Genomic DNA, 17,996 nt, shown 5'->3' with positions numbered 1-17,996 from the left:
TGAATGGAAATCGGCTTAAAAGTTCAGTGCCGATTCCACGCCGGCGCTGTGCGCCTGTTCATCTGCGTGGTAGGAGCTGCGCACCATGGCGCCGACGGCGGCGTGGGTGAAGCCCATTTTGTAGGCTTCGGCTTCGAACATCTTGAACACGTCCGGGTGCACGTAGCGGCGCACTGGCAAGTGGCTGTTCGATGGCGCCAGGTACTGGCCGATGGTCAGCATGTCGATGTCGTGCTCGCGCATGTCGCGCATCACTTGCAAGATTTCCTCGTCTGTTTCGCCCAGGCCGACCATGATGCCGGACTTGGTTTTTACGCCAGGGTACATGGCCTTGAAGTCTTTCAGCAGTTTCAGCGAGTGCATATAGTCCGAACCGGGACGCGCTTCCTTGTACAGGCGCGGCGCCGTTTCCAGGTTGTGGTTCATGACGTCAGGCAAGCCATCCTTGAACAGCAGCAGGGCTTTTTCCAGGCGGCCGCGGAAGTCGGGCACCAGCACTTCGATGCGGGTGTTTGGCGACAGGGCGCGCGTTTGCTGGATGCACTCGACGAAGTGGCCGGCGCCGCCGTCGCGCAAGTCATCGCGGTCGACCGAGGTGATGACGACGTAGTTCAGGCGCAGCTTGGCGATGGTTTTCGACAGGTTCGCCGGCTCTTCCTTGTCCAGCGGATCAGGACGGCCATGGCCCACGTCGCAGAACGGGCAGCGGCGCGTGCACTTGTCGCCCATGATCATGAAGGTAGCCGTGCCCTTGCCGAAGCATTCGCCGATGTTCGGGCAGCTGGCTTCTTCGCAGACGGTGACCAGATTGTTTTCGCGCAGCACGTCCTTGATTTCATAGAAACGGGTCGATGCGGAGGCGGCCTTGACGCGGATCCAGTCCGGCTTTTTCAGGCGCTCGATCTGTTCGATCGGAATGATCTTGATCGGAATGCGCGAAGTCTTGCTGGCGCCTTTTTGCTTTTCGCTCGGGTTGTAGACGGGAGCGGCGGTAGCGACGGGGGCGTTGCTGGAAATGGTCTCAGAAGTCATGGCTGCGTACCCTTGCGGGCGTGTTGGTTTGTTTGCTCAGGCAACGACTGCCTGAGGCGCGCCTGCGGCGCTATTCACTTCAGTTACATCGAGTAATACGGTCAATTCATGGGCCAGCGCGCGCTGCACCTCAAGCAACGGCACCTCCACGCCCATGCTGCGCATGTCCACCGTCTTCAGGCCGGAATAACCGCAAGGGTTAATCCAGGAAAACGGCGCCAGGTCCATCGCCACATTGAGCGATACGCCATGGTAGGTGCAGCCGTTGCCGCGCACTTTCAAGCCCAGCGCGGCGATCTTTGCACCCTGGTCCGGGCCGCCGGCGATATAAATGCCAGGCGCGCCATCGATGCGCTCGCCTGCAAGATTATACGCCGCCAGCACATTGATGATGGCTTGCTCGATTTTATGCACGAACTGGCGCGCATACAGCTTGCCGCCCGGCTTGTTGCGGCGCAAGTCCATCAACAGATAAATCACCACCTGGCCGGGGCCGTGGAAAGTGACTTCGCCACCACGGTCGGTCTGCACTACCGGTACGTTCTCGGCGCCGGCCAGCAAATGGCCACGGTCGGCCGCCAGCCCCAGCGTAAACACGGGCGGGTGCTCGACGATCCACAGCTCATCGCGTGTTTCCGTGGTACGGGCATCGGTAAAGGCGCGCATGGCGGCGAAGGTCGGTTCGTAATCAACGCGACCGAGCTCGCGGATCAGCGCAGCTTCAGTGTGGGTGGTGGTCATGACAACTCTGTAGTCGGCGGCGTAGCCGTGATTATAAAGCAGGCCCGCAATTACTTCAGGGCGGCAAGCGCTTCACCGCCCGACAAGCTTAATCAATGAGCAATAAAAGGGCCAGTTTTTGCGCTGCATGGCGCACTTGGGCCAGACTCAGGGCCGTGTAGCCGATCAGCACGGCTGGCGCCAGTTGCACCCCGTGGCAAAAATCGCCCAGCGGCTGCAGCGCCAGCCCTGCCTGCGCCGCCTGGAGGCAAAACACGCGTTCATCACTGCCTGGCGGCAGCCACAGCATGCAATGAAAGCCCGCTTGCTGGCCGGAAATCGTGTAGCGTCCGGGCGCATCGCGCTCCAGGCAGGCCAGCAGCAGGTCGCGCCTTTCCTTGTAGGCGTGGCGCGCCTGGCGCAGATGGCGCACGAAAGCGCCGTCTTCCATCCAGGCGGCCAGCGCCAGCTGTTCCGTCATGCCGACCGAGCGGCCCGTCGCTTGCAAGGTGCGCAGCAGCAAGGGCAGCAGGCCGGGCGGCAGCACCATGAAACCCACGCGCAAGCCCGTAAACAAGGTCTTGTTGAAACTGCCGCAATACACCACGCGCTGGTATTGATCCAGCGCCTTCAGCGCTGCCAGCGGGGCGCTGTGGTAATTGAATTCGCTGTCGTAATCGTCTTCCACCACCCAGGCGCCGCTGTCGCGGGCCCATTCGAGCAATTCCAGGCGGCGCGTGACGGACATGGTCACCCCCAGCGGCGAATGGTGCGCCGGCGTCACATACACCAGGCTGGCGTCGGCATGCTGGCGCAGGGCGGCGCAATCGATGCCTTCTGCGTCGACGGGAATATCCACCGGCAGGGCGCCGCTCATGGCAAACAGGGCGCGCGCAGCCGGGTAGCCTGGGTCTTCCAGGCAGACTTTATCGCCCGCACGCACGATGCTGCGCGCCAGCAAATCGAGCCCGTGGCGGATGCCGGTGGTCACCACGATGTCTTGCGGGCTGCAGCGCACGCCCCGGTACTTGCCCAGGTAATCGGCGATGTGCCGGCGCAAGCCTGGGTCGCCAGCCGGATCGTCGCTGCACAGTTGCTCAGGCGTGGCGGCAGCCAGCGCCCGCGTCGCACATTTGGACCAGGCGGCCATGGGAAACAGGCTGGCGTCGGCGCGCCGCGCAACAAACGGCAAACCCTCGCGCACGCCCGTATCGGACACCGGTGCCGGCTCGGAAAATGGCCCGGCCGGGGTGGCATCTTCAAATCCTGCCATGAGGAAACGTTCCGGCACCACGGCGCACACGCGGGTGCCGGAACCGGGGATGCGCGTCACATAGGCTTCCGCATGCAGGCGGTCAAACACGGCTTCGATGGTGCCGCGCGACACTTGCCAGCGTTCGGCCAGGGTACGGCTGGACGGCAAGCGGCTACCGGCCGGCAGCAATTTGCCCAGGATGGCAGAACGCAGCGCTTCATAAGCGCCGGTTTGTTTGCTGACGCCTTCCTGGTCCAGCCAGTTGGCGGGACGGGGCAAGTCCAGCGCCTGTGGTGATTTTCCTCGCGGCATGATGATGCTCGTCCAAGTGGTCTAATAAGATTTCTCATATCCGGTGCTTCTTATTAAACCACAACCGTTCTATTCTCAGCGCTCCACTGAAACCGTCCCTGTGAATAACCATGCATAAACCGCTGCCCTTGTGGGCCTGGAGCGCCATCCTCTTGCTGCTGGTGTGTCTGTCGCGCATCAGCATCGATATTTATCTGCCGTCGCTGCCCGCCATGGCCGATGCGCTGCACGCCAGCGATGCGCAACTGCAATTGACCCTGAGCCTGTTCATGGCCGGTTCGGCCGCCTCGATGCTGGTTTGCGGCCCGCTGGCCGACCGGCTTGGCCGCCGCCCCGTGCTGCTGGCCGGCACGGCAATTTACCTGCTGGCCAGCATCGTTTGCGCCTGCGCCAGCAGCGCTCCCGTGCTGATCGCCGCGCGCGTGCTGCAGGCATTTGGCGGCTGCAGCGGCACCATCATCGGCAGAGTGATGGTGCGCGACCGTTTTGAGCCGGCCACGCAGGCGCGCATGCTGGGCCGCATTTCGATGGGCATGGGTCTGTCGCCCATCGTGGCGCCCTTGCTTGGCAGCGTGCTGGAAGTGACCTTGGGCTGGCGCGCCGTATTCGTGGTGCTATGCGTGCTGGGCTTGCTTTCCTTGCTGCTGATCGCCCGCTATCTGCCGGAAACCAAACCTGCCACGACCATGCCGCAAGGCAATGTGCTGCAGCTGTACCGCCGCCTGCTGGGCGATGCGTATTTCATGCGTTATGCGCTGGCCATCGGTTTTGTGTATTGCACCTACTTTCCCTTTATCGCGGAATCGTCGGTGCTCTTGCAGCGAGGCATGCAGCTGTCGCCGGGCGCATATGCGCTGGTGTTCGGCCTGACGGTGAGCGGGTATATGGCCGGGTCCAAGCTGTTCCAGAAATGGGCGCCGCGTCATGGCGCCGACCGCATGCTGGGCCTGGCCGTGGCGCTCAATGTGGCGGGTGCGGCCAGCCTGCTGCTCGCTGGCAGCCTGGCGCCGTCGAACCTGGCGTCGCTGGTGGCGCCCATGATGGTGGTGATGTTGTCAGTGGGCATGGCCATACCCGCTTGCCAGCTGGCCGTGCTGCAGCCCTATGGCGCGCAGGCCGGCAGCGCCTCTGGCCTGTTTTTCTTTATCCAGATGGTGATCACGGCCGCCTGCGGCGCGCTGATCGCCGCGCTTTCGGACGGCAGCGCGCGGCCCATGCTATGGGTCACGGCAGGCGCCAGCGCGGCCTTTGCCGGCGTGCATCTGCTGTCTATGCGGGCACGGGCACCGTCGCCAGCCAGGCCTGCACGCTAGGCCGTTGCCACTGCGCCGCAGCGTAATCGCGCAAGGTGGCCGGGACCGGTTCGCCGCTCAGTATCAAACGCTGCAGCGCCAGCGCCAGGTCCGTGTCGGCAATGCTCCAGGTGCCGAACAGGAATTCTCCCTGCAACAGCTGGCCGGCGATATGCAGCAGCTTGGCGCCAGCCGCCTGCGCCTCGGGCGACAGCGGCGCAGACGCGGCGCGCGGGCCATGAAAGATGACGGTGGTATCGCGTTCATTGCGCAGCGCCAGCAAATCGCTGCGCAGCCAGGCCTGCACCTGCCGCGCGCGGGCCCGCTGCTGTATCGCGCGCGGCAAGAGCGAAGGATGGGTGGATGGACCAAACACATCGTCGAGGTAGTCGGCGATGGCGCCAGACTCCGTCAAGACAAAGCCGTCATGCTCGATGGCGGGCACGCGCTGCGTCAGGCTCAAGGTGCTGAACGGCGGCTGGCGCGCGGCGCCCGCGCCCAGGTTGACGTCTTTGATGGAAAACGGCAGCTTCTTTTCGTGCAGGGCGACAAAGGTGGACAAGGCGTAAGGACTGATGCGTAGATGGTCGACGTAGAGGCGCAGGGACATGACGGGCTTTCCAGAATAAAGTGAATACGATTCATCTTAAAGCTTGCCGCACGCCTCTCAAAACGATATATTTTCCCCGTTCTGGTTATTTTTATTCACATGAAACTACCTAATTTTTCAGCATTGCGCGCCTTTGAGGCGGCCGCCCGGCACGAGAATTTTTCGCGCGCGGCCGACGAGCTTCACCTGACCCACGGCGCCATCAGCCACCAGGTGCGCAAGCTGGAAGTCGAACTGGGGCTGGCGTTATTCGTGCGCAACGGCCGCCACGTGAGCGTCACGCCGGCAGGGCGGCAATTTGCGCTGGTGCTGGGCAAAGCCTATGCAGACATCGGCACGGCAGTGCAAGCCTTGCGCCCGCCATCCGGCAGTACGCGCCTGACGATCACGTCGATTCCCTCGTTTGCCGCGCGCTGGCTGGCGCCGCGCCTGGGCCGCTTCATCGAACGCCACCCGGACATCGAAGTGGTGCTGCAAACGAACGGCGCCTTGCAAGACCTGGCGGGCGAGGGCATCGACGTGGGCATCCGTTTCGGGCGCGGCCATTATCCCGGTTTGCTGGTGACGCCGCTGATGGGCGATGCCTATTACCCCGTCGCCAGCCCCGATTACCGCCATGGCGACTTGCCGGCCACGCCGGCGGACCTGGCGCAGGCAAACTTGCTGCGTTCGATCGAGCCATGGCAGCCATGGCTGCAGGCGGCGGGCCTGGCGCTGCCGGAACCCACGGGCGGCGTGATGTATGAGGATTTGTCGCTGCTGATCCGTTCGGCCATCGATGGCGACGGCGTGGCGCTGGTGCGCCATGTGGTGGTGCTGCAAGAGGTGGCCGAAGGGCGGCTGCTGCGCCTGTTCAATACGCTGGCGCCCAGCCCCGACGCGTATTACCTGGTCAGCCCGCCCGGCGCGGCGGCGCGCGCACCGGTGCAGGCCTTCCGCGCCTGGCTGCTCGGCGAAGTCGCCCGCTTCCAGGCGACGCATGGGCTTACATGACGATCTTGACCATCGGGTGTGCCGACAGGGCCATGTACAGGGCGTCAAGCTGTTCGCGGCTGACGGCACGCACGGTCACGGTCAGGCCGGTGTAATTGCCTTTGCCGGACGGACGCTCTTCCAGGCGGCCGACATGGAAGGTCGGATCATGGCTCAGCACCAGTTCGACCATGGTGGGAGCGAAATCGACATGCGTCGGCCCCATGATCTTGATCGGGAAATCGCTGGGGTATTCGATCAGCGACTCACTGGGGGGGATGGTTTGCATATTCATTCCAATCACGTGCGACATTAAAAAGAGAGCTGGCAAGGCGATGGCATTGCCCATGCCGGTATTGTAGCCAAAATCGGGTACCGGCTGCATTTACCAGCCACTTGCGCACGCACAAGGTATAAAAAAAGCCAGCCCTGGGGCTGGCTAAAACTATTTCAAATCGGAAAAAAAGAAATAGGGTGAAACGCTGTGCTGTCTCGTCGCATCACCGCGCCAGCTTGCGGCCGGTCGGGGCGGTGATTTCTCCGTTGCATTTTGCAATAACAAGAGATTAACAAAACCTGGCCATGCGACGTGGCAGATTGCGACGAACGGTCGAAATCTGCGACTGAAAGTTAAAAAACGCCGCCCAGAATGCGTCTCAGCGTTCCTGTTGCGGCGGCGAACGACTATCCTGCGGACGGCGTGTTTCGCGGTTTTCACGATTTTCACGCGGGCGCTCGGTACGCGCCTCCTGCCGTGGCTCGGGCGCCTGCATGATGGCGCGCGGCTGAGGCTGAGGCTGCGGCTGGGCTGGCGGCTGAGGCGCTGCCTGCGGTTCGCGGCGGCGCTCGCGCTCCCAGCGCTGCGGCGCTTCCTGCGCACGCTCATCACGCTCACGTTCACGGCGAGGAAAAGCCATCGGATTCTGCACGGGCGGCAGGGCAGGCACGGCCGGCATTTGCGGCGTTGGTGGCACGGGCGGCACGGGTGGCGCCGCTGGCATGGCAGGCACTGGCGGCGCCGTCACGATCGGCGAACGCACCAACGGCGGACGCGCCATGGGAGGACGGGGCGCCGCCGGATTCATCACCGGCGCCGGTGCAGTTGTCCGCCAGTCTGGACGCGGCTGCGCCACTTCCAGCGCTTCCGTTTGCAAACGGGCCGGGCGCCGGTTCCACTCGCGCGTCTCGAACTCGCGGCGCGGCATCACTTGCGGCCGCTGCCAGCCGGCAGCCGCTGGCGGCGCCGTCGTCAAGGGCATGTTTTGCAACTGGGGCGCGGGCATGGTGACGCGGCTGCCACGCGGTACCTCCACCGTGCGGTGCGAGCCAAAACGGTCGCCCGGCAACATCGTCAAACCGTCGCGGCGCTCGCGCTCGTAGGGCAACGGGCGGCGGCCATCGGCGATCCGGTTGATGCGGCGTTCATAGTCGGGCGTGACGCGGTAGCCCGGCACGTAGCGGTCGCGCGGCGAAAGGGGGAACCAGCCGATGCCGGGACCGGGACCGGGGCCGGGCCGCTGGCCATGCGGCTGCCAGTGATTGCCGCCCACCCAGCCGACCAATGCAGGCGCCCAGGGCGTGCGGCCCCGCTCGCGGCCCGGCGCCCAGCACCAGCGCGATCCCACCAGTACCCAGCGGCCATAATGCGATGGCGCATAGCCCCAGGGCGCATTGTCGACCCAGGTCCAGCCCCACGGCGCAACCCAGGTCCAGCGGCCATCGCTGTAGGGCGCCCAACCCACGGGCACCGTGCGCGGCAGCCACAGGGGGCCATAATCGGCATCATCCTGCCAGGAACCATAGCGGTCCAGCTCTTCATACCCGGTGACGTCTTCCGTCACGTAGCGCAAGGCGGGCGTGGCCACCGGTACCGCTTCGGGCCAGTTGTCGAAGTCCACGCGCTGCAAGGGCCCCGTGCGCACTTCCTCGTCCGTCAGTTCGGCACGCTTTCCTTCGCGTAAGATGATACTGGACGAGCTGCCATCCACGTCCGCCACGCCTTCGAGCACGCTGACCACGCTGGTGCCTGGCTGGCGTTCGGCATCGATGCGCACCCAGCCCGGCTCCGTCAGGGTAAGCCTGGCCTGGTTGGTGGTCAGTTCAAAACCGCGCAGGGCATCGGGGTTACGCACGCGCACGCTGACGCTGCCATAACTGAGGTGCAATTTGAAATTGTCGTCATCGAGCTGGTTGACTTCCAGTTCAGAATCGCCAGCCAGGCGCACGGCCACGGCCCCCATACGAAATTCCGCCTGCGCGCCGCGCATGGTGCTGAAACGGTTGTCGGTGGTCACCGGCCAGTTCAGCAGCGCGTTTTGCGCTTCGCCATCCGCAGTACGCACTAGCACTTGCCCCTCGACCGTGGAAAGGCGGCCCACGCGGGTGGGCGTATCATCGGCCAGCGCCAGCGTCATCACCGACGACAGGGCCAGCGCGCACAGGGTTTTCAAAAAGAACGGACGCATGGCAGCGCTCCAGGCAGGGTCTAGGGAATGGCATAAACCATTACAGCGCGATCAACACCGCGCCACAAGCGGGCTTACAAATATTTGCAAATCTGGCAATGCATGAGATGCACTGCCGTAAGCACGCTCAATTCGTTGCGTGGGCGCCCCGCTTGACGAAAAACAAGGCTGTGCCCACGGCCATCAGCAAGCCGCCAAAGAAACGGTTCTGCTTTTTGACGGCCTTGGCGGCGCGGAAAAAGCGCTGCATCGAGGACGCCAAAAAGGCATAGCTGTGCATGACCATCAGGTCGATGGTGCACATGGTGACGGCCAAAATCAGCAATTGCGGCAGCACGGGCGCGCCGGCACTAATGAACTGCGGCAAGACCGCCACCATGAAGATGATGCCTTTGGGATTCGTCACATTCGTCAGGAAACCCGTCAGCACGCGCCGGCCGCCCGATGGCAGCGCCGCTTGCGCATGCAGGTCGCCCGCCACGGCCACCTTGGCGCGCCATTGCGACAGGCCCAGGTAAATCAGATACAGCGCACCCACCGTCTTGACGATATTAAAAGCCACTTCCGAGGCCAGCAGCAGCGAGCCGACGCCGGCGCCCGCAATGAATAGCACCACCAGCAAGCCCAGCTGCAGCCCCAGGATGGTGGCGCTGGTTTTTTTCACGCCATACGACAAGCCATGCGACATCGACAGCACGGCGCCGGAACCGGGCGAGACAGCGATGATGGAGGCGGCGATGACAAAGGTGATCCAGGTGGCGAAGCTCATGCTGATTCCAAAAAAATAATGACGAACAGCAATTTTACTCCGCTGCGTGCGCGGCTGCCGCCCATCCCTGGGGTAAGATCGTCTCCAGGCTTTATCTTGCTGTACAACCAAGAATAACATCATGAAAAACAACACTTTCCAGGTATCACTATTTCCTATCACCACCATGGGAGTGCGCTGAGATGGCCGGCGGCAGCCTGTTGGCCTTGCTCGACGACATCGCCAGCGTGCTCGATGACGTTGCCCTGATGACCAAGGTGGCGGCCAAGAAAACGGCTGGCGTACTGGGGGACGATCTGGCGCTCAACGCGCAGCAAGTGTCCGGCGTGCGCGCCGAGCGCGAATTGCCCGTGGTGTGGGCGGTGGCCGTCGGTTCCCTGAAGAACAAGGCGATTCTGGTGCCCGCTGCGCTGGCCATCAGCGCGTTGGCGCCATGGGCCATCACGCCGCTGCTGATGCTGGGCGGCGCTTATCTGTGCTTCGAGGGTTTCGAGAAAATCGCCCACAACACTCTGCATCCGGACGACAGCCACCAGGCGCAGCGGGCGCAAGCCCTGCGCGATCCGCAAGTGGACCTGGTGGCGCTGGAAAAAGACAAGATCAAGGGCGCCATCCGCACCGATTTCATCCTGTCGGCGGAAATCATCGTGATTGCTTTGGGCACGGTGGCGGCCGCCACCTTCGCCGAGCAGGTGGCCGTGGTAGCCGGCATCGCCGTGATCATGACTGTGGGCGTGTATGGCCTGGTGGCCGGCATCGTCAAGCTCGACGACGCGGGTTTTTATCTGTCTGCGCGCACCGGCTCAGGCAAGCTGATGAATGGCGTGCGCGGCCTGGGCCGCCTGCTGGTATCGGCCGCCCCCAAGCTGATGAAACTGCTTTCCATCGTCGGCACCGTGGCCATGTTCATGGTGGGCGGCGGCATCCTCACACATGGCTGGCCCTGGGCCAGCGCCATGCTGCACCAGGCAGAAGTAGCGGTCGCCAGCGTGGCCATGATCGGGCCTGCGCTGGCGGTGGTCACGCCCAGCCTGATCAACGCCATCGGCGGCGTGATTGCCGGCGCGCTGGTGCTGGCCGGCGTCACGGCTGTCTCGGCTTTGTTGCGCATGCTCAAATCGCGTCGCTAAGCTTTCTGGTCTGATGGGGCGGCAGGCGCGTCCGTGCCCGCCGCCCCGGCCATGCCGGCGGCGCCTGACTGTCCATGGAGAAACTATGCAGACATCCCCAGTCCAACGCCCCAGCGCCGCCTTTATCGGCGCCTCCTGGGCTGCCCTGCTGATCGGCGCCATCACCTACCTGTCCGGCCTGTGGAACGCCAGCATGGCGCTCAATGAAAAGGGCTACTATTTCACCATCCTGATGTATGGCCTGTTTGCCGCCATTTCCTTGCAAAAATCCGTGCGCGACCGCAGCGAAGGCATCGCCGTCACCGGCATTTATTTCGGCCTGTGCTGGATTTCCGTGCTGCTGGCTTTGCTGTTGCTGACGGTCGGCCTGGTCAACGCCAGCCTGCAAAACAGTGAAAAGGGCTTTTATGCCATGTCGTTTTTACTGAGCCTGTTTGCTGCGGTGGCCGTGCAAAAGAACGTGCGCGATGTAGCGCGCGCCGCGCCAGAGGGAACAGCCGATCTTCCGGGAACCTGAACGCCGCTGACGCGCCTGTCTTAGTAAGGTCGACAGGTAGCTCAATCAAGCTCAGGGCCAACGGCGCTGCTCTGCCCTTCGTTCCTCTTGACCGTAGTAGATCAAGAGGACATCGTCGGGAACAAATGACTTGACCATGCCGTCCAGATCCGTTCAACTGATTCAAGCACAGCCCAGCCAAGGCCAATCAAGGATAGCTGCCACGAAAATCAAGCCGTCCCTAGGCAAAAAGCTAAGGCTAGTTACCCCCGAAAATGCAATCAAGAAGGTTCGATACTAGCGGTGCTAGGTTTTTGGTGCAGCGCCATCGCCTGTGCATAAGTCAGTCCCTGACGCAATGCAGTGAAGCCATTGCTTCCTCCGTCGATTCCCAGGCCGAGTTTTGCAAGCACATCATAGCTTGGGATTTAGCAGGAGTTTGGGCAGCTAAATTTCGCTTTGCACAATGCGCTGCTAGGATAGCGCGGCAAATTAGCCAGTCCAATTTTAAGGATTTTGATCTACATCAATAAATTTGGCAGGTCGACTCCTTACACTGATCCCCGTTCTTGCAATCATGCAAGCTTTACTTTTTCAACCGATCAGGAAGCCGCGACCATGCGCCAAAATTTGCCAGTGACTAACCGTGAAGTCCCCGTGCTGGAGGACCAGGCCATCGTGTCGAAAACGGATATGAACGGCAATATCGTGTATGTGAACCCTTATTTCAGCCAGGTCAGCGGCTTCAGCGAGGCCGAACTGCTGGGCGCACCGCAAAACGTCGTGCGCCACCCGGACATGCCGGCCGAGGCGTTTGCCGACCTGTGGGCTTCGATCCAGGCCGGCACGCCATGGACGGGCCTGGTCAAGAACCGCTGCAAGAACGGCGACTTTTACTGGGTGCGCGCCAACGTCACGCCGATCCGCGAAGCGGGCAAGACCATCGGCTATATGTCGGTGCGCGTGAAAGCCGACAAGGACCAGGTGAAAGTGGCCGAGGAAGCCTACGCCGCCATCCGCAGCAAAGAGGGCGGCAATATCCTGATCAAGAATGGCCAGATCGTGCGCCCCGGCCTGGCGCACCTGATGCATAAGCTCACGCATATGTCACTGAACCTGCGCATCTGGATGGCAACCTCCATCGTCAACTGTTTGCAATTACTGGTGTGCATCATCAGCCTGTTTGCCAGCGGCGGCAAGATCACCAATTACGCCATCTTCGGCGCCACCCTGTTCGGTTTCCTGATCAACGTTTTCCTCTGGTACACCTTGCGCAGCTCGGTGCTGCAGCCGCTGGGCAAGGCCTTGAACGGGGCGCGGGCGATTGCCGCCGGCGACCTGTCGGGCAGTTTTGAAACGGAAAGCACCGATGAAGTGGGGCAATTGCTGCGCGCGCTGCAACAGATGAACAGCAACCTGATCGCCACCATCCGCGACGTGCGCATCAATGTGGAAACCATGGCCGTGGCCACCAGGCAAATTGCCGTCGGCAATATGGACTTGTCGGGCCGCACCGAATCGCAGGCGGCCAGCCTGGAAGAAACCGCGTCCAGCATCGAGGAATTCTCGTCGACCGTGAAACAGAATGCCGACAATTCCGTACAAGCGAATGAACTGGCGCTGGCCGCCTCGAAAGTGGCGGTGCAGGGCGGTGAAATCGTTGCCGACGTGATCACCACCATGGATGAAATCAACACCTCGTCGAAGAAGATTGTCGACATCATCGGCCTGATCGAAGGCATCGCCTTCCAGACCAATATCCTGGCCCTGAACGCGGCCGTGGAAGCGGCGCGTGCCGGCGAACAAGGACGCGGCTTTGCGGTGGTGGCAGGCGAAGTGCGCAACCTCGCGCAACGCTCCTCGCTGGCAGCCAAAGACATCAAGCAGCTGATCAATATTTCCGTCGGCAAGGTGAGCGCCGGCATGCTGCAGGTGAACCGCGCTGGCGCCACCATGGAGCAGGTGGTCAGCTCGGTGCAGCAAGTGACCACCATCATGCAGGAAATCTCGATCGCCTCGCGTGAACAAAGCATAGGCGTAGACCAGGTCAACCAGGCCATCGCCCATATGGACCAGGTGACCCAGCAAAACGCCGCGCTGGTGGAAGAAGCGGCAGCGGCCGCCACCCGCCTGGCAGACGAAGCGGCCAGCCTGTCGCAAGCCGTCAGCCTGTTTAATTTTGGCAAGATGCCGCCGCCGCGCCGCGTGACCATCGTGGGCGCCGCCGCCAACACGGCCAAGCCGGCAGCCCTGAAACGCCTGGCCGCCTGACATTACACGTATCGAGATACACCATGCCTACAGTACTTAATATCCCTAACGCCGAACTGGACGCCGTGGTCGAATTCGACCCTGTGATCATCGGCAAGATGAGCCAGTCCGGCCCCCGCTACACGTCCTACCCGACCGCCGACCGTTTTACTGCTGAATTTGGCTACGGCAATTTCCTCGAAGCACTGGCCGCGCTGCGCATGCGGGGCGGGCGCCGCCCCTTGTCGCTCTACGTGCACGTGCCGTTTTGCGACACCCTGTGCTATTACTGCGCCTGCAACAAGATCATCACCAAAGACCGCAGCAAGGCCGCTACCTACCTCAGCTACCTGAAGCAGGAAATCGCCATGCAGGCCAGGCTGTTTGCCGGCATGAACCAGATTGAACAACTGCATTTCGGCGGCGGCACGCCCACTTATCTGAGCGAAAAACAGATGGATGAATTGATGACCCATCTGCGCCAGCATTTTGAATTCGCCTCAGATGAAGATGGCGAATATTCGATAGAAATCGACCCACGCACGGTGACGCGCGAACGCGTGTTTTCGCTGCGTGCGCAAGGATTCAACCGCATCAGCCTGGGCGTACAGGATTTTGACGATGCCGTGCAAAAGGCCGTCAACCGTATTCAGCCCGAAGCGGAAACGGTGGCCATCATGCAGGCGGCGCGCGATGCGGGATTCCGCTCGATCAGTATCGACCTGATCTACGGCTTGCCGAAGCAAAACCTGGAGACGATGACCGAGACTTTGCGCAAGGTGATCGCCGCCAGCCCTGATCGCATCGCCCTGTACCACTACGCGCACATGCCGCATCTGTTCAAGCCGCAGCGCCGCATTTTGGACGCGGACATGCCCGACAGCAGCACCAAGCTGGCGATGCTGGGCCTGTGCATTGCGCGCCTGACGGCGGCCGGCTACGTCTACATCGGCATGGACCATTTCGCCAAGCCCACCGATGAGCTGGCGATTGCCCAGCGCCAGGGCCGGCTGCACCGCAACTTCCAGGGCTATTCCACGCGCGCGGAAAGCGACCTGATCGCCTGCGGCGTGTCAGCCATCAGCTCGGTGGGCGCCGTCTACAGCCAGAATGAAAAGACCCTGGACGCGTATTACGAAAAGCTGGACGAAGGCATGCTGCCGATTGCGCGCGGCATCAAGCTCGATACGGACGATGTCTTGCGCCGCATCATCATCCAGATGCTGATGTGCAATTTCGAATTGTCGATCAGCTCCATCGAGCAGGCGCATCCGGTGCAATTTCGCAGCTATTTCTCCACCGAACTGGAGCAGTTGCGCACCTTGGCCCAAGATGGCTTGCTCATCATCGAAGACGACTGGCTGACGGTGACGCCGAAAGGGCGCTTGTTGATACGCAATATCTGCATGGTGTTCGACCGCCACCTGGCGCAGGCGCGCGCGCTAGCGGCTGCCGCACCCGATTGCGTGCAGCCGCTGCGCTACTCGCAGACGGTGTAGCGCCAACGCATGCACACGCTTAGTCTCTTGCCACCGCTCTTGCCTTTGTTCCTGGTTGGCCTGGCCGGCAGCGTACACTGCATCGGCATGTGCGGCGGCATCGTGGGCGCCTTATCGATCAGCACATCCGCACCGGCACGCCCCGTGATCGCCATCGCCGTGGCCCGCCCGCAGCTGCAAACCAATGTGCTGCGTGTAATCGCTTACAACGGCGGGCGCATCGCCAGCTATACGCTGGCCGGCGCCATCGCGGGCAGTCTGGCGGGCGCAGGCATGCTGCACATTGCCAGCCTGCAAGTGGCTGGCTACTGGCTGGCCAACGCCATGCTGGTGGCGCTGGGCCTGTATCTGATGGGCGCCTGGTCCGGCCTGGCGCGGCTGGAGGCATTTGGTAACGTGCTGTGGCGCCGCGTGCGCCCCGTATTGCATCACTTGATGCCGATGGACACGCCCATCAAGGCGCTGGCCGTAGGCGGCCTGTGGGGCTGGGTGCCGTGCGGCATGGTCTACAGCGCCTTGCTGACGGCCATGCTGCAAGGTTCAGCCCTGCACGGCGCCGCCGCCATGGCCGCCTTCGGCCTGGGCACCTTGCCCACCGTATTCGGCATGGGGCTGCTGGGCGCCCGTTTGCGCTCACGGCTGCAGCACCGCCACGCGCGCCTCGCGGCAGGCCTGCTGGTGCTGGGCTTTGGGCTGCTGGGTTTGCTGCGCGCCGCCCATGGCGTCTCGCTGGGCTGGCTGGACGCACTGTGCGTGACGGGCCACGCCCCATGAACGCCATCTTGCAATCTGCCAGCTGCTTTCATTGCGGCTTGCCCGTGCCTGCCGGTGCGCGCTGGCACGTCACTATCGATCAGACGGAGCGCGCCATGTGCTGCCCCGGTTGCGAGGCGGTGGCGCAAACGATTATTGATATTGGTCAAGGCAGTTATTACCGCGAGCGCGATGCCTATGCCGTCAACGCGGCCGATACCGCCATATTGCCGCCCGAGCTGCGGCTGTACAGCAACGACGATGTGCAATTCGCGCGCGACGCCGATAGCTGCGAAGCCACCTTGTCAGTGGTCGGCATACGCTGCGCGGCCTGCGTCTGGCTGATCGAGCGCCAGTTGCTGCGCCTGCCCGGCGTGCAGGCAGCCAGCCTGAACGTGGCCACCGAACGAATGTACGTGCGCTGGAGCAAGCAACAGTGCGCGCCTGGCGATATCCTGCAAGCCGTGCGCCAGGTCGGCTACACGGCTTACCCGTATGACGCCGTGCGCCATGGCGAGCAATTGCAGCAAGCCAGCAAGACCCTGGGCCGCCAATTGTTCGTGGCGGGCCTGTCGATGATGCAGGTGATGATGTACGTGGCGCCCGCCTACCTGGCCGAAGATGGCACCCTGGACGACAATATGGCCAGCCTGATGCGCTGGGCCAGTTTGCTGCTGACCTTGCCCGCCATCTGCTATTCCGCCATGCCGTTTTTCCAGGGCGCCTGGTCCAGCCTGCGCGCCCGCACCTTGGGCATGGATGTGCCTGTCACACTGGGCATCCTGGCAGCCTTTTTCGGCAGCGTGGTAGCCACCTTTACCGGGCGGGGCGAGGTGTATTTCGACTCGGCCACCATGTTCATCTTCCTCTTGCTGTGCAGCCGCTATTTCGAGCTGCAGGCGCGCCGCAAGGCCGCTTCCGCGCTGGAACGCTTGCAGCACGCCTTGCCCGCGTCCGCCTCGCTGCTGGCCAGCTTTCCCGACAGCCGCGCGGCTACCCTGGTGCCGGCAGGCAGCCTGGCCGTGGGCGACATCATTCTCGTCAAACCGGGCGAGGCGATTGCGGCCGACAGCGTCATCGTCGAAGGCAACAGCGCGCTCGATCTGTCGCTGCTGACGGGCGAGAGCGCGGCGCAGCGGCGCAAGGCGGGCGAGCGGGTGCCGGGCGGCGCCATCAACGCCAGTGCAGCGCTCATCTTGCGCGTGCTCAAACCGGCGCGCGACAGCACCTTGTCCGATTTATTGAAACTGATAGAGCGGGCCGGCAGCGGCAAGCCGCAAATCGCCTTGTGGGCCGATAAAGTAGCCGCCTGGTTCGTGCTGGGACTGCTGCTGTTTGCTGCCGCCGTGTTTGCCTTCTGGAGTTGGCACGATGCAGCGCAAGCCTGGCCGGTGGCGATTGCCGTGCTGGTCGTGTCCTGCCCGTGTGCGCTGTCGCTGGCCACGCCGACGGCGCTGGCCGCCGCCACCGACAGCCTGCTGCGACGCGGCGTATTGATCGTCCAGCCCCATGTTTTGGAAACCCTGCACCGCGCCACCCACATCGTGTTCGACAAGACGGGCACCCTGACTGTGGGCAAGCCCGTGCTGCAACAGATCGAGGCACTGGGCTACCTGGCGCAAGACGATTGCCTGCAAGTGGCCGCCGTACTGGAAGCGGGCAGCGCCCATCCGCTAGCGCAAGCGATACTGGACGCGGCCGGAGAACCGCTTTGCCACGCCGAACAATTGCAGGAAGTACAGGGGCAGGGCCTGGAAGGTCTGGTCGATGGCGTGCGCTATCGGCTCGGCAATGCAGCGTTTGTAGCAAGCATCGCTGGCCCGCCGCTGGGCGACACGGCCGTCGGCGTGCAGGGCATGACGCCGCTGTATCTGGGCGTGCAAGACCAGTGGCTGGCACGCTTCCTGCTGAGCGACGCCTTGCGCCCGGAAGCGCAGGAAGTCATCGACTATTTCCACCGGCGTGGCAAGCAAGTCGTGCTGCTGAGCGGCGACCAGGAAGCGCTGACGCAGGGCGTGGCGACGCAGCTTGGGATTGCCACCGCCTGCGGCGAATGCCTGCCCGATGAAAAACTCGATTTCGTGCAGCAGCTGCAAGCGCAAGGCGCGGTGGTGGCGATGGTCGGCGACGGCATCAATGACGCTGCCGTCTTGAGCGCGGCCGACGTGTCGTTTGCCATGGGGAGCGGCGCCGCACTGGCGCAGGCGCATGCCGATACGGTGCTGCTGTCGTCGCAATTGCGCTCGGTGCAAGACACCGCCAAAACAGCCGCGCGCAGCATGGCCATCATCCGTGAAAACCTGGCCTGGGCTACCTTGTACAACCTCACCGCGATTCCCGCCGCCGCGCTGGGCTTCTTGAATCCCTGGCTATCCGGCGTGGGCATGGCCGCCAGTTCGGCCGTCGTCATCGCCAACGCCCTGCGCCTGCGGAAAGTGTGA

At 63.0% G+C, this 17,996-nt stretch carries 15 protein-coding genes; 8 read left to right on the top strand and 7 right to left on the bottom strand.

The window, feature by feature from the left end; all coding sequences use genetic code 11:
- Positions 1 to 15 precede the first annotated feature (15 nt).
- The 3 genes from lipA to pdxR all read right to left on the bottom strand — a co-directional run bounded on the left by lipA (position 16) and on the right by pdxR (position 3,319).
- A complete protein-coding gene (lipA, locus tag HDE72_RS20740; RefSeq protein ID WP_183682327.1) occupies positions 16 to 1,032 on the bottom strand; it encodes a lipoyl synthase in 1,017 nt (338 codons plus the stop codon).
- Between the two features lie 36 nt (positions 1,033 to 1,068).
- A complete protein-coding gene (gene lipB, locus HDE72_RS20735) occupies positions 1,069 to 1,773 on the bottom strand; it encodes a lipoyl(octanoyl) transferase LipB (RefSeq protein WP_183744922.1) in 705 nt (234 codons plus the stop codon).
- Positions 1,774 to 1,861: 88 nt separating this feature from the next.
- On the bottom strand, positions 1,862 to 3,319 hold the full coding sequence (gene pdxR, locus HDE72_RS20730; protein ID WP_183744919.1) for a MocR-like pyridoxine biosynthesis transcription factor PdxR: 1,458 nt from the start codon (positions 3,317 to 3,319) through the stop codon (positions 1,862 to 1,864).
- Between the two features lie 110 nt (positions 3,320 to 3,429).
- Here pdxR and HDE72_RS20725 point away from each other — a divergent pair, with 110 nt between their 5' ends.
- Positions 3,430 to 4,632 carry a multidrug effflux MFS transporter gene (locus HDE72_RS20725; protein ID WP_183744916.1) on the top strand — a complete coding sequence of 401 codons (1,203 nt, stop codon included), beginning with the start codon at positions 3,430 to 3,432 and terminating at the stop codon, positions 4,630 to 4,632.
- On the opposite strand, the gene yfcF is transcribed toward HDE72_RS20725, so the two are convergent.
- A complete protein-coding gene (gene yfcF, locus HDE72_RS20720) occupies positions 4,589 to 5,221 on the bottom strand; it encodes a glutathione transferase (RefSeq protein ID WP_183744913.1) in 633 nt (210 codons plus the stop codon). The two genes, HDE72_RS20725 and yfcF, sit on opposite strands and share 44 nt — an antisense overlap.
- 99 nt (positions 5,222 to 5,320) lie before the next feature.
- Here yfcF and gcvA point away from each other — a divergent pair, with 99 nt between their 5' ends.
- Entirely contained in the window at positions 5,321 to 6,214 is an 894-nt protein-coding gene (gene gcvA, locus HDE72_RS20715; protein ID WP_183744909.1) for a transcriptional regulator GcvA, read from the top strand.
- On the opposite strand, the gene HDE72_RS20710 is transcribed toward gcvA, so the two are convergent.
- The 3 genes from HDE72_RS20710 to HDE72_RS20700 all read right to left on the bottom strand — a co-directional run bounded on the left by HDE72_RS20710 (position 6,207) and on the right by HDE72_RS20700 (position 9,427).
- Entirely contained in the window at positions 6,207 to 6,482 is a 276-nt protein-coding gene (locus tag HDE72_RS20710) for a DUF493 family protein (protein ID WP_183744906.1), read from the bottom strand. The genes gcvA and HDE72_RS20710 overlap by 8 nt on opposite strands.
- 367 nt (positions 6,483 to 6,849) lie before the next feature.
- The gene (locus HDE72_RS20705) at positions 6,850 to 8,658 is read right to left on the bottom strand and encodes a DUF6600 domain-containing protein (protein WP_183744903.1); all 1,809 of its coding nucleotides are present in this window, start codon (positions 8,656 to 8,658) and stop codon (positions 6,850 to 6,852) included.
- 127 nt (positions 8,659 to 8,785) lie between these two features.
- Positions 8,786 to 9,427, bottom strand: coding sequence for a LysE family transporter (locus HDE72_RS20700; RefSeq protein WP_183744900.1), 642 nt, complete (start codon positions 9,425 to 9,427; stop codon positions 8,786 to 8,788).
- A 182-nt stretch (positions 9,428 to 9,609) separates the two neighbouring features.
- Between HDE72_RS20700 and HDE72_RS20695 the strand changes: the two genes are divergently transcribed.
- The 6 genes from HDE72_RS20695 (at position 9,610) to HDE72_RS20670 (ending at position 17,996) form a co-directional block, all read left to right on the top strand.
- A complete protein-coding gene (locus HDE72_RS20695) occupies positions 9,610 to 10,557 on the top strand; it encodes a DUF808 domain-containing protein (protein WP_183744897.1) in 948 nt (315 codons plus the stop codon).
- 85 nt (positions 10,558 to 10,642) lie between these two features.
- The gene (gene yiaA, locus HDE72_RS20690) at positions 10,643 to 11,074 is read left to right on the top strand and encodes an inner membrane protein YiaA (RefSeq protein WP_183744892.1); all 432 of its coding nucleotides are present in this window, start codon (positions 10,643 to 10,645) and stop codon (positions 11,072 to 11,074) included.
- Positions 11,075 to 11,671: 597 nt separating this feature from the next.
- On the top strand, positions 11,672 to 13,324 hold the full coding sequence (locus HDE72_RS20685) for a methyl-accepting chemotaxis protein (protein WP_183744889.1): 1,653 nt from the start codon (positions 11,672 to 11,674) through the stop codon (positions 13,322 to 13,324).
- A gap of 23 nt (positions 13,325 to 13,347) precedes the next feature.
- Positions 13,348 to 14,802: an oxygen-independent coproporphyrinogen III oxidase gene (hemN, locus tag HDE72_RS20680; RefSeq protein WP_183744871.1), complete on the top strand. Its 1,455-nt coding sequence runs from the start codon at positions 13,348 to 13,350 to the stop codon at positions 14,800 to 14,802.
- Between the two features lie 9 nt (positions 14,803 to 14,811).
- A complete protein-coding gene (locus HDE72_RS20675) occupies positions 14,812 to 15,576 on the top strand; it encodes a sulfite exporter TauE/SafE family protein (protein WP_183744868.1) in 765 nt (254 codons plus the stop codon).
- On the top strand, positions 15,573 to 17,996 hold the full coding sequence (locus HDE72_RS20670; RefSeq protein WP_183744865.1) for a heavy metal translocating P-type ATPase: 2,424 nt from the start codon (positions 15,573 to 15,575) through the stop codon (positions 17,994 to 17,996). Before HDE72_RS20675 ends, HDE72_RS20670 begins: the two co-directional genes overlap by 4 nt.

The sequence above is a fragment of the Janthinobacterium saanense genome (assembly GCF_014200675.1).
Taxonomy (GTDB): domain Bacteria; phylum Pseudomonadota; class Gammaproteobacteria; order Burkholderiales; family Burkholderiaceae_D; genus Janthinobacterium.
This window is presented reverse-complemented; position numbering and strand designations above follow the sequence as displayed.

What these genes read in the sequence shown, in the direction of transcription:
- lipA (WP_183682327.1), bottom strand. Translation starts at nt 1,032, where the DNA reads ATGACTTCTGAGACCATTTCCAGCAACGCCCCCGTCGCTACCGCCGCT.
- lipB (WP_183744922.1), bottom strand. Translation starts at nt 1,773, where the DNA reads ATGACCACCACCCACACTGAAGCTGCGCTGATCCGCGAGCTCGGTCGC.
- pdxR (WP_183744919.1), bottom strand. Translation starts at nt 3,319, where the DNA reads ATGCCGCGAGGAAAATCACCACAGGCGCTGGACTTGCCCCGTCCCGCC.
- HDE72_RS20725 (WP_183744916.1), top strand. Translation starts at nt 3,430, where the DNA reads ATGCATAAACCGCTGCCCTTGTGGGCCTGGAGCGCCATCCTCTTGCTG.
- yfcF (WP_183744913.1), bottom strand. Translation starts at nt 5,221, where the DNA reads ATGTCCCTGCGCCTCTACGTCGACCATCTACGCATCAGTCCTTACGCC.
- gcvA (WP_183744909.1), top strand. Translation starts at nt 5,321, where the DNA reads ATGAAACTACCTAATTTTTCAGCATTGCGCGCCTTTGAGGCGGCCGCC.
- HDE72_RS20710 (WP_183744906.1), bottom strand. Translation starts at nt 6,482, where the DNA reads ATGCAAACCATCCCCCCCAGTGAGTCGCTGATCGAATACCCCAGCGAT.
- HDE72_RS20705 (WP_183744903.1), bottom strand. Translation starts at nt 8,658, where the DNA reads ATGCGTCCGTTCTTTTTGAAAACCCTGTGCGCGCTGGCCCTGTCGTCG.
- HDE72_RS20700 (WP_183744900.1), bottom strand. Translation starts at nt 9,427, where the DNA reads ATGAGCTTCGCCACCTGGATCACCTTTGTCATCGCCGCCTCCATCATC.
- HDE72_RS20695 (WP_183744897.1), top strand. Translation starts at nt 9,610, where the DNA reads ATGGCCGGCGGCAGCCTGTTGGCCTTGCTCGACGACATCGCCAGCGTG.
- yiaA (WP_183744892.1), top strand. Translation starts at nt 10,643, where the DNA reads ATGCAGACATCCCCAGTCCAACGCCCCAGCGCCGCCTTTATCGGCGCC.
- HDE72_RS20685 (WP_183744889.1), top strand. Translation starts at nt 11,672, where the DNA reads ATGCGCCAAAATTTGCCAGTGACTAACCGTGAAGTCCCCGTGCTGGAG.
- hemN (WP_183744871.1), top strand. Translation starts at nt 13,348, where the DNA reads ATGCCTACAGTACTTAATATCCCTAACGCCGAACTGGACGCCGTGGTC.
- HDE72_RS20675 (WP_183744868.1), top strand. Translation starts at nt 14,812, where the DNA reads ATGCACACGCTTAGTCTCTTGCCACCGCTCTTGCCTTTGTTCCTGGTT.
- HDE72_RS20670 (WP_183744865.1), top strand. Translation starts at nt 15,573, where the DNA reads ATGAACGCCATCTTGCAATCTGCCAGCTGCTTTCATTGCGGCTTGCCC.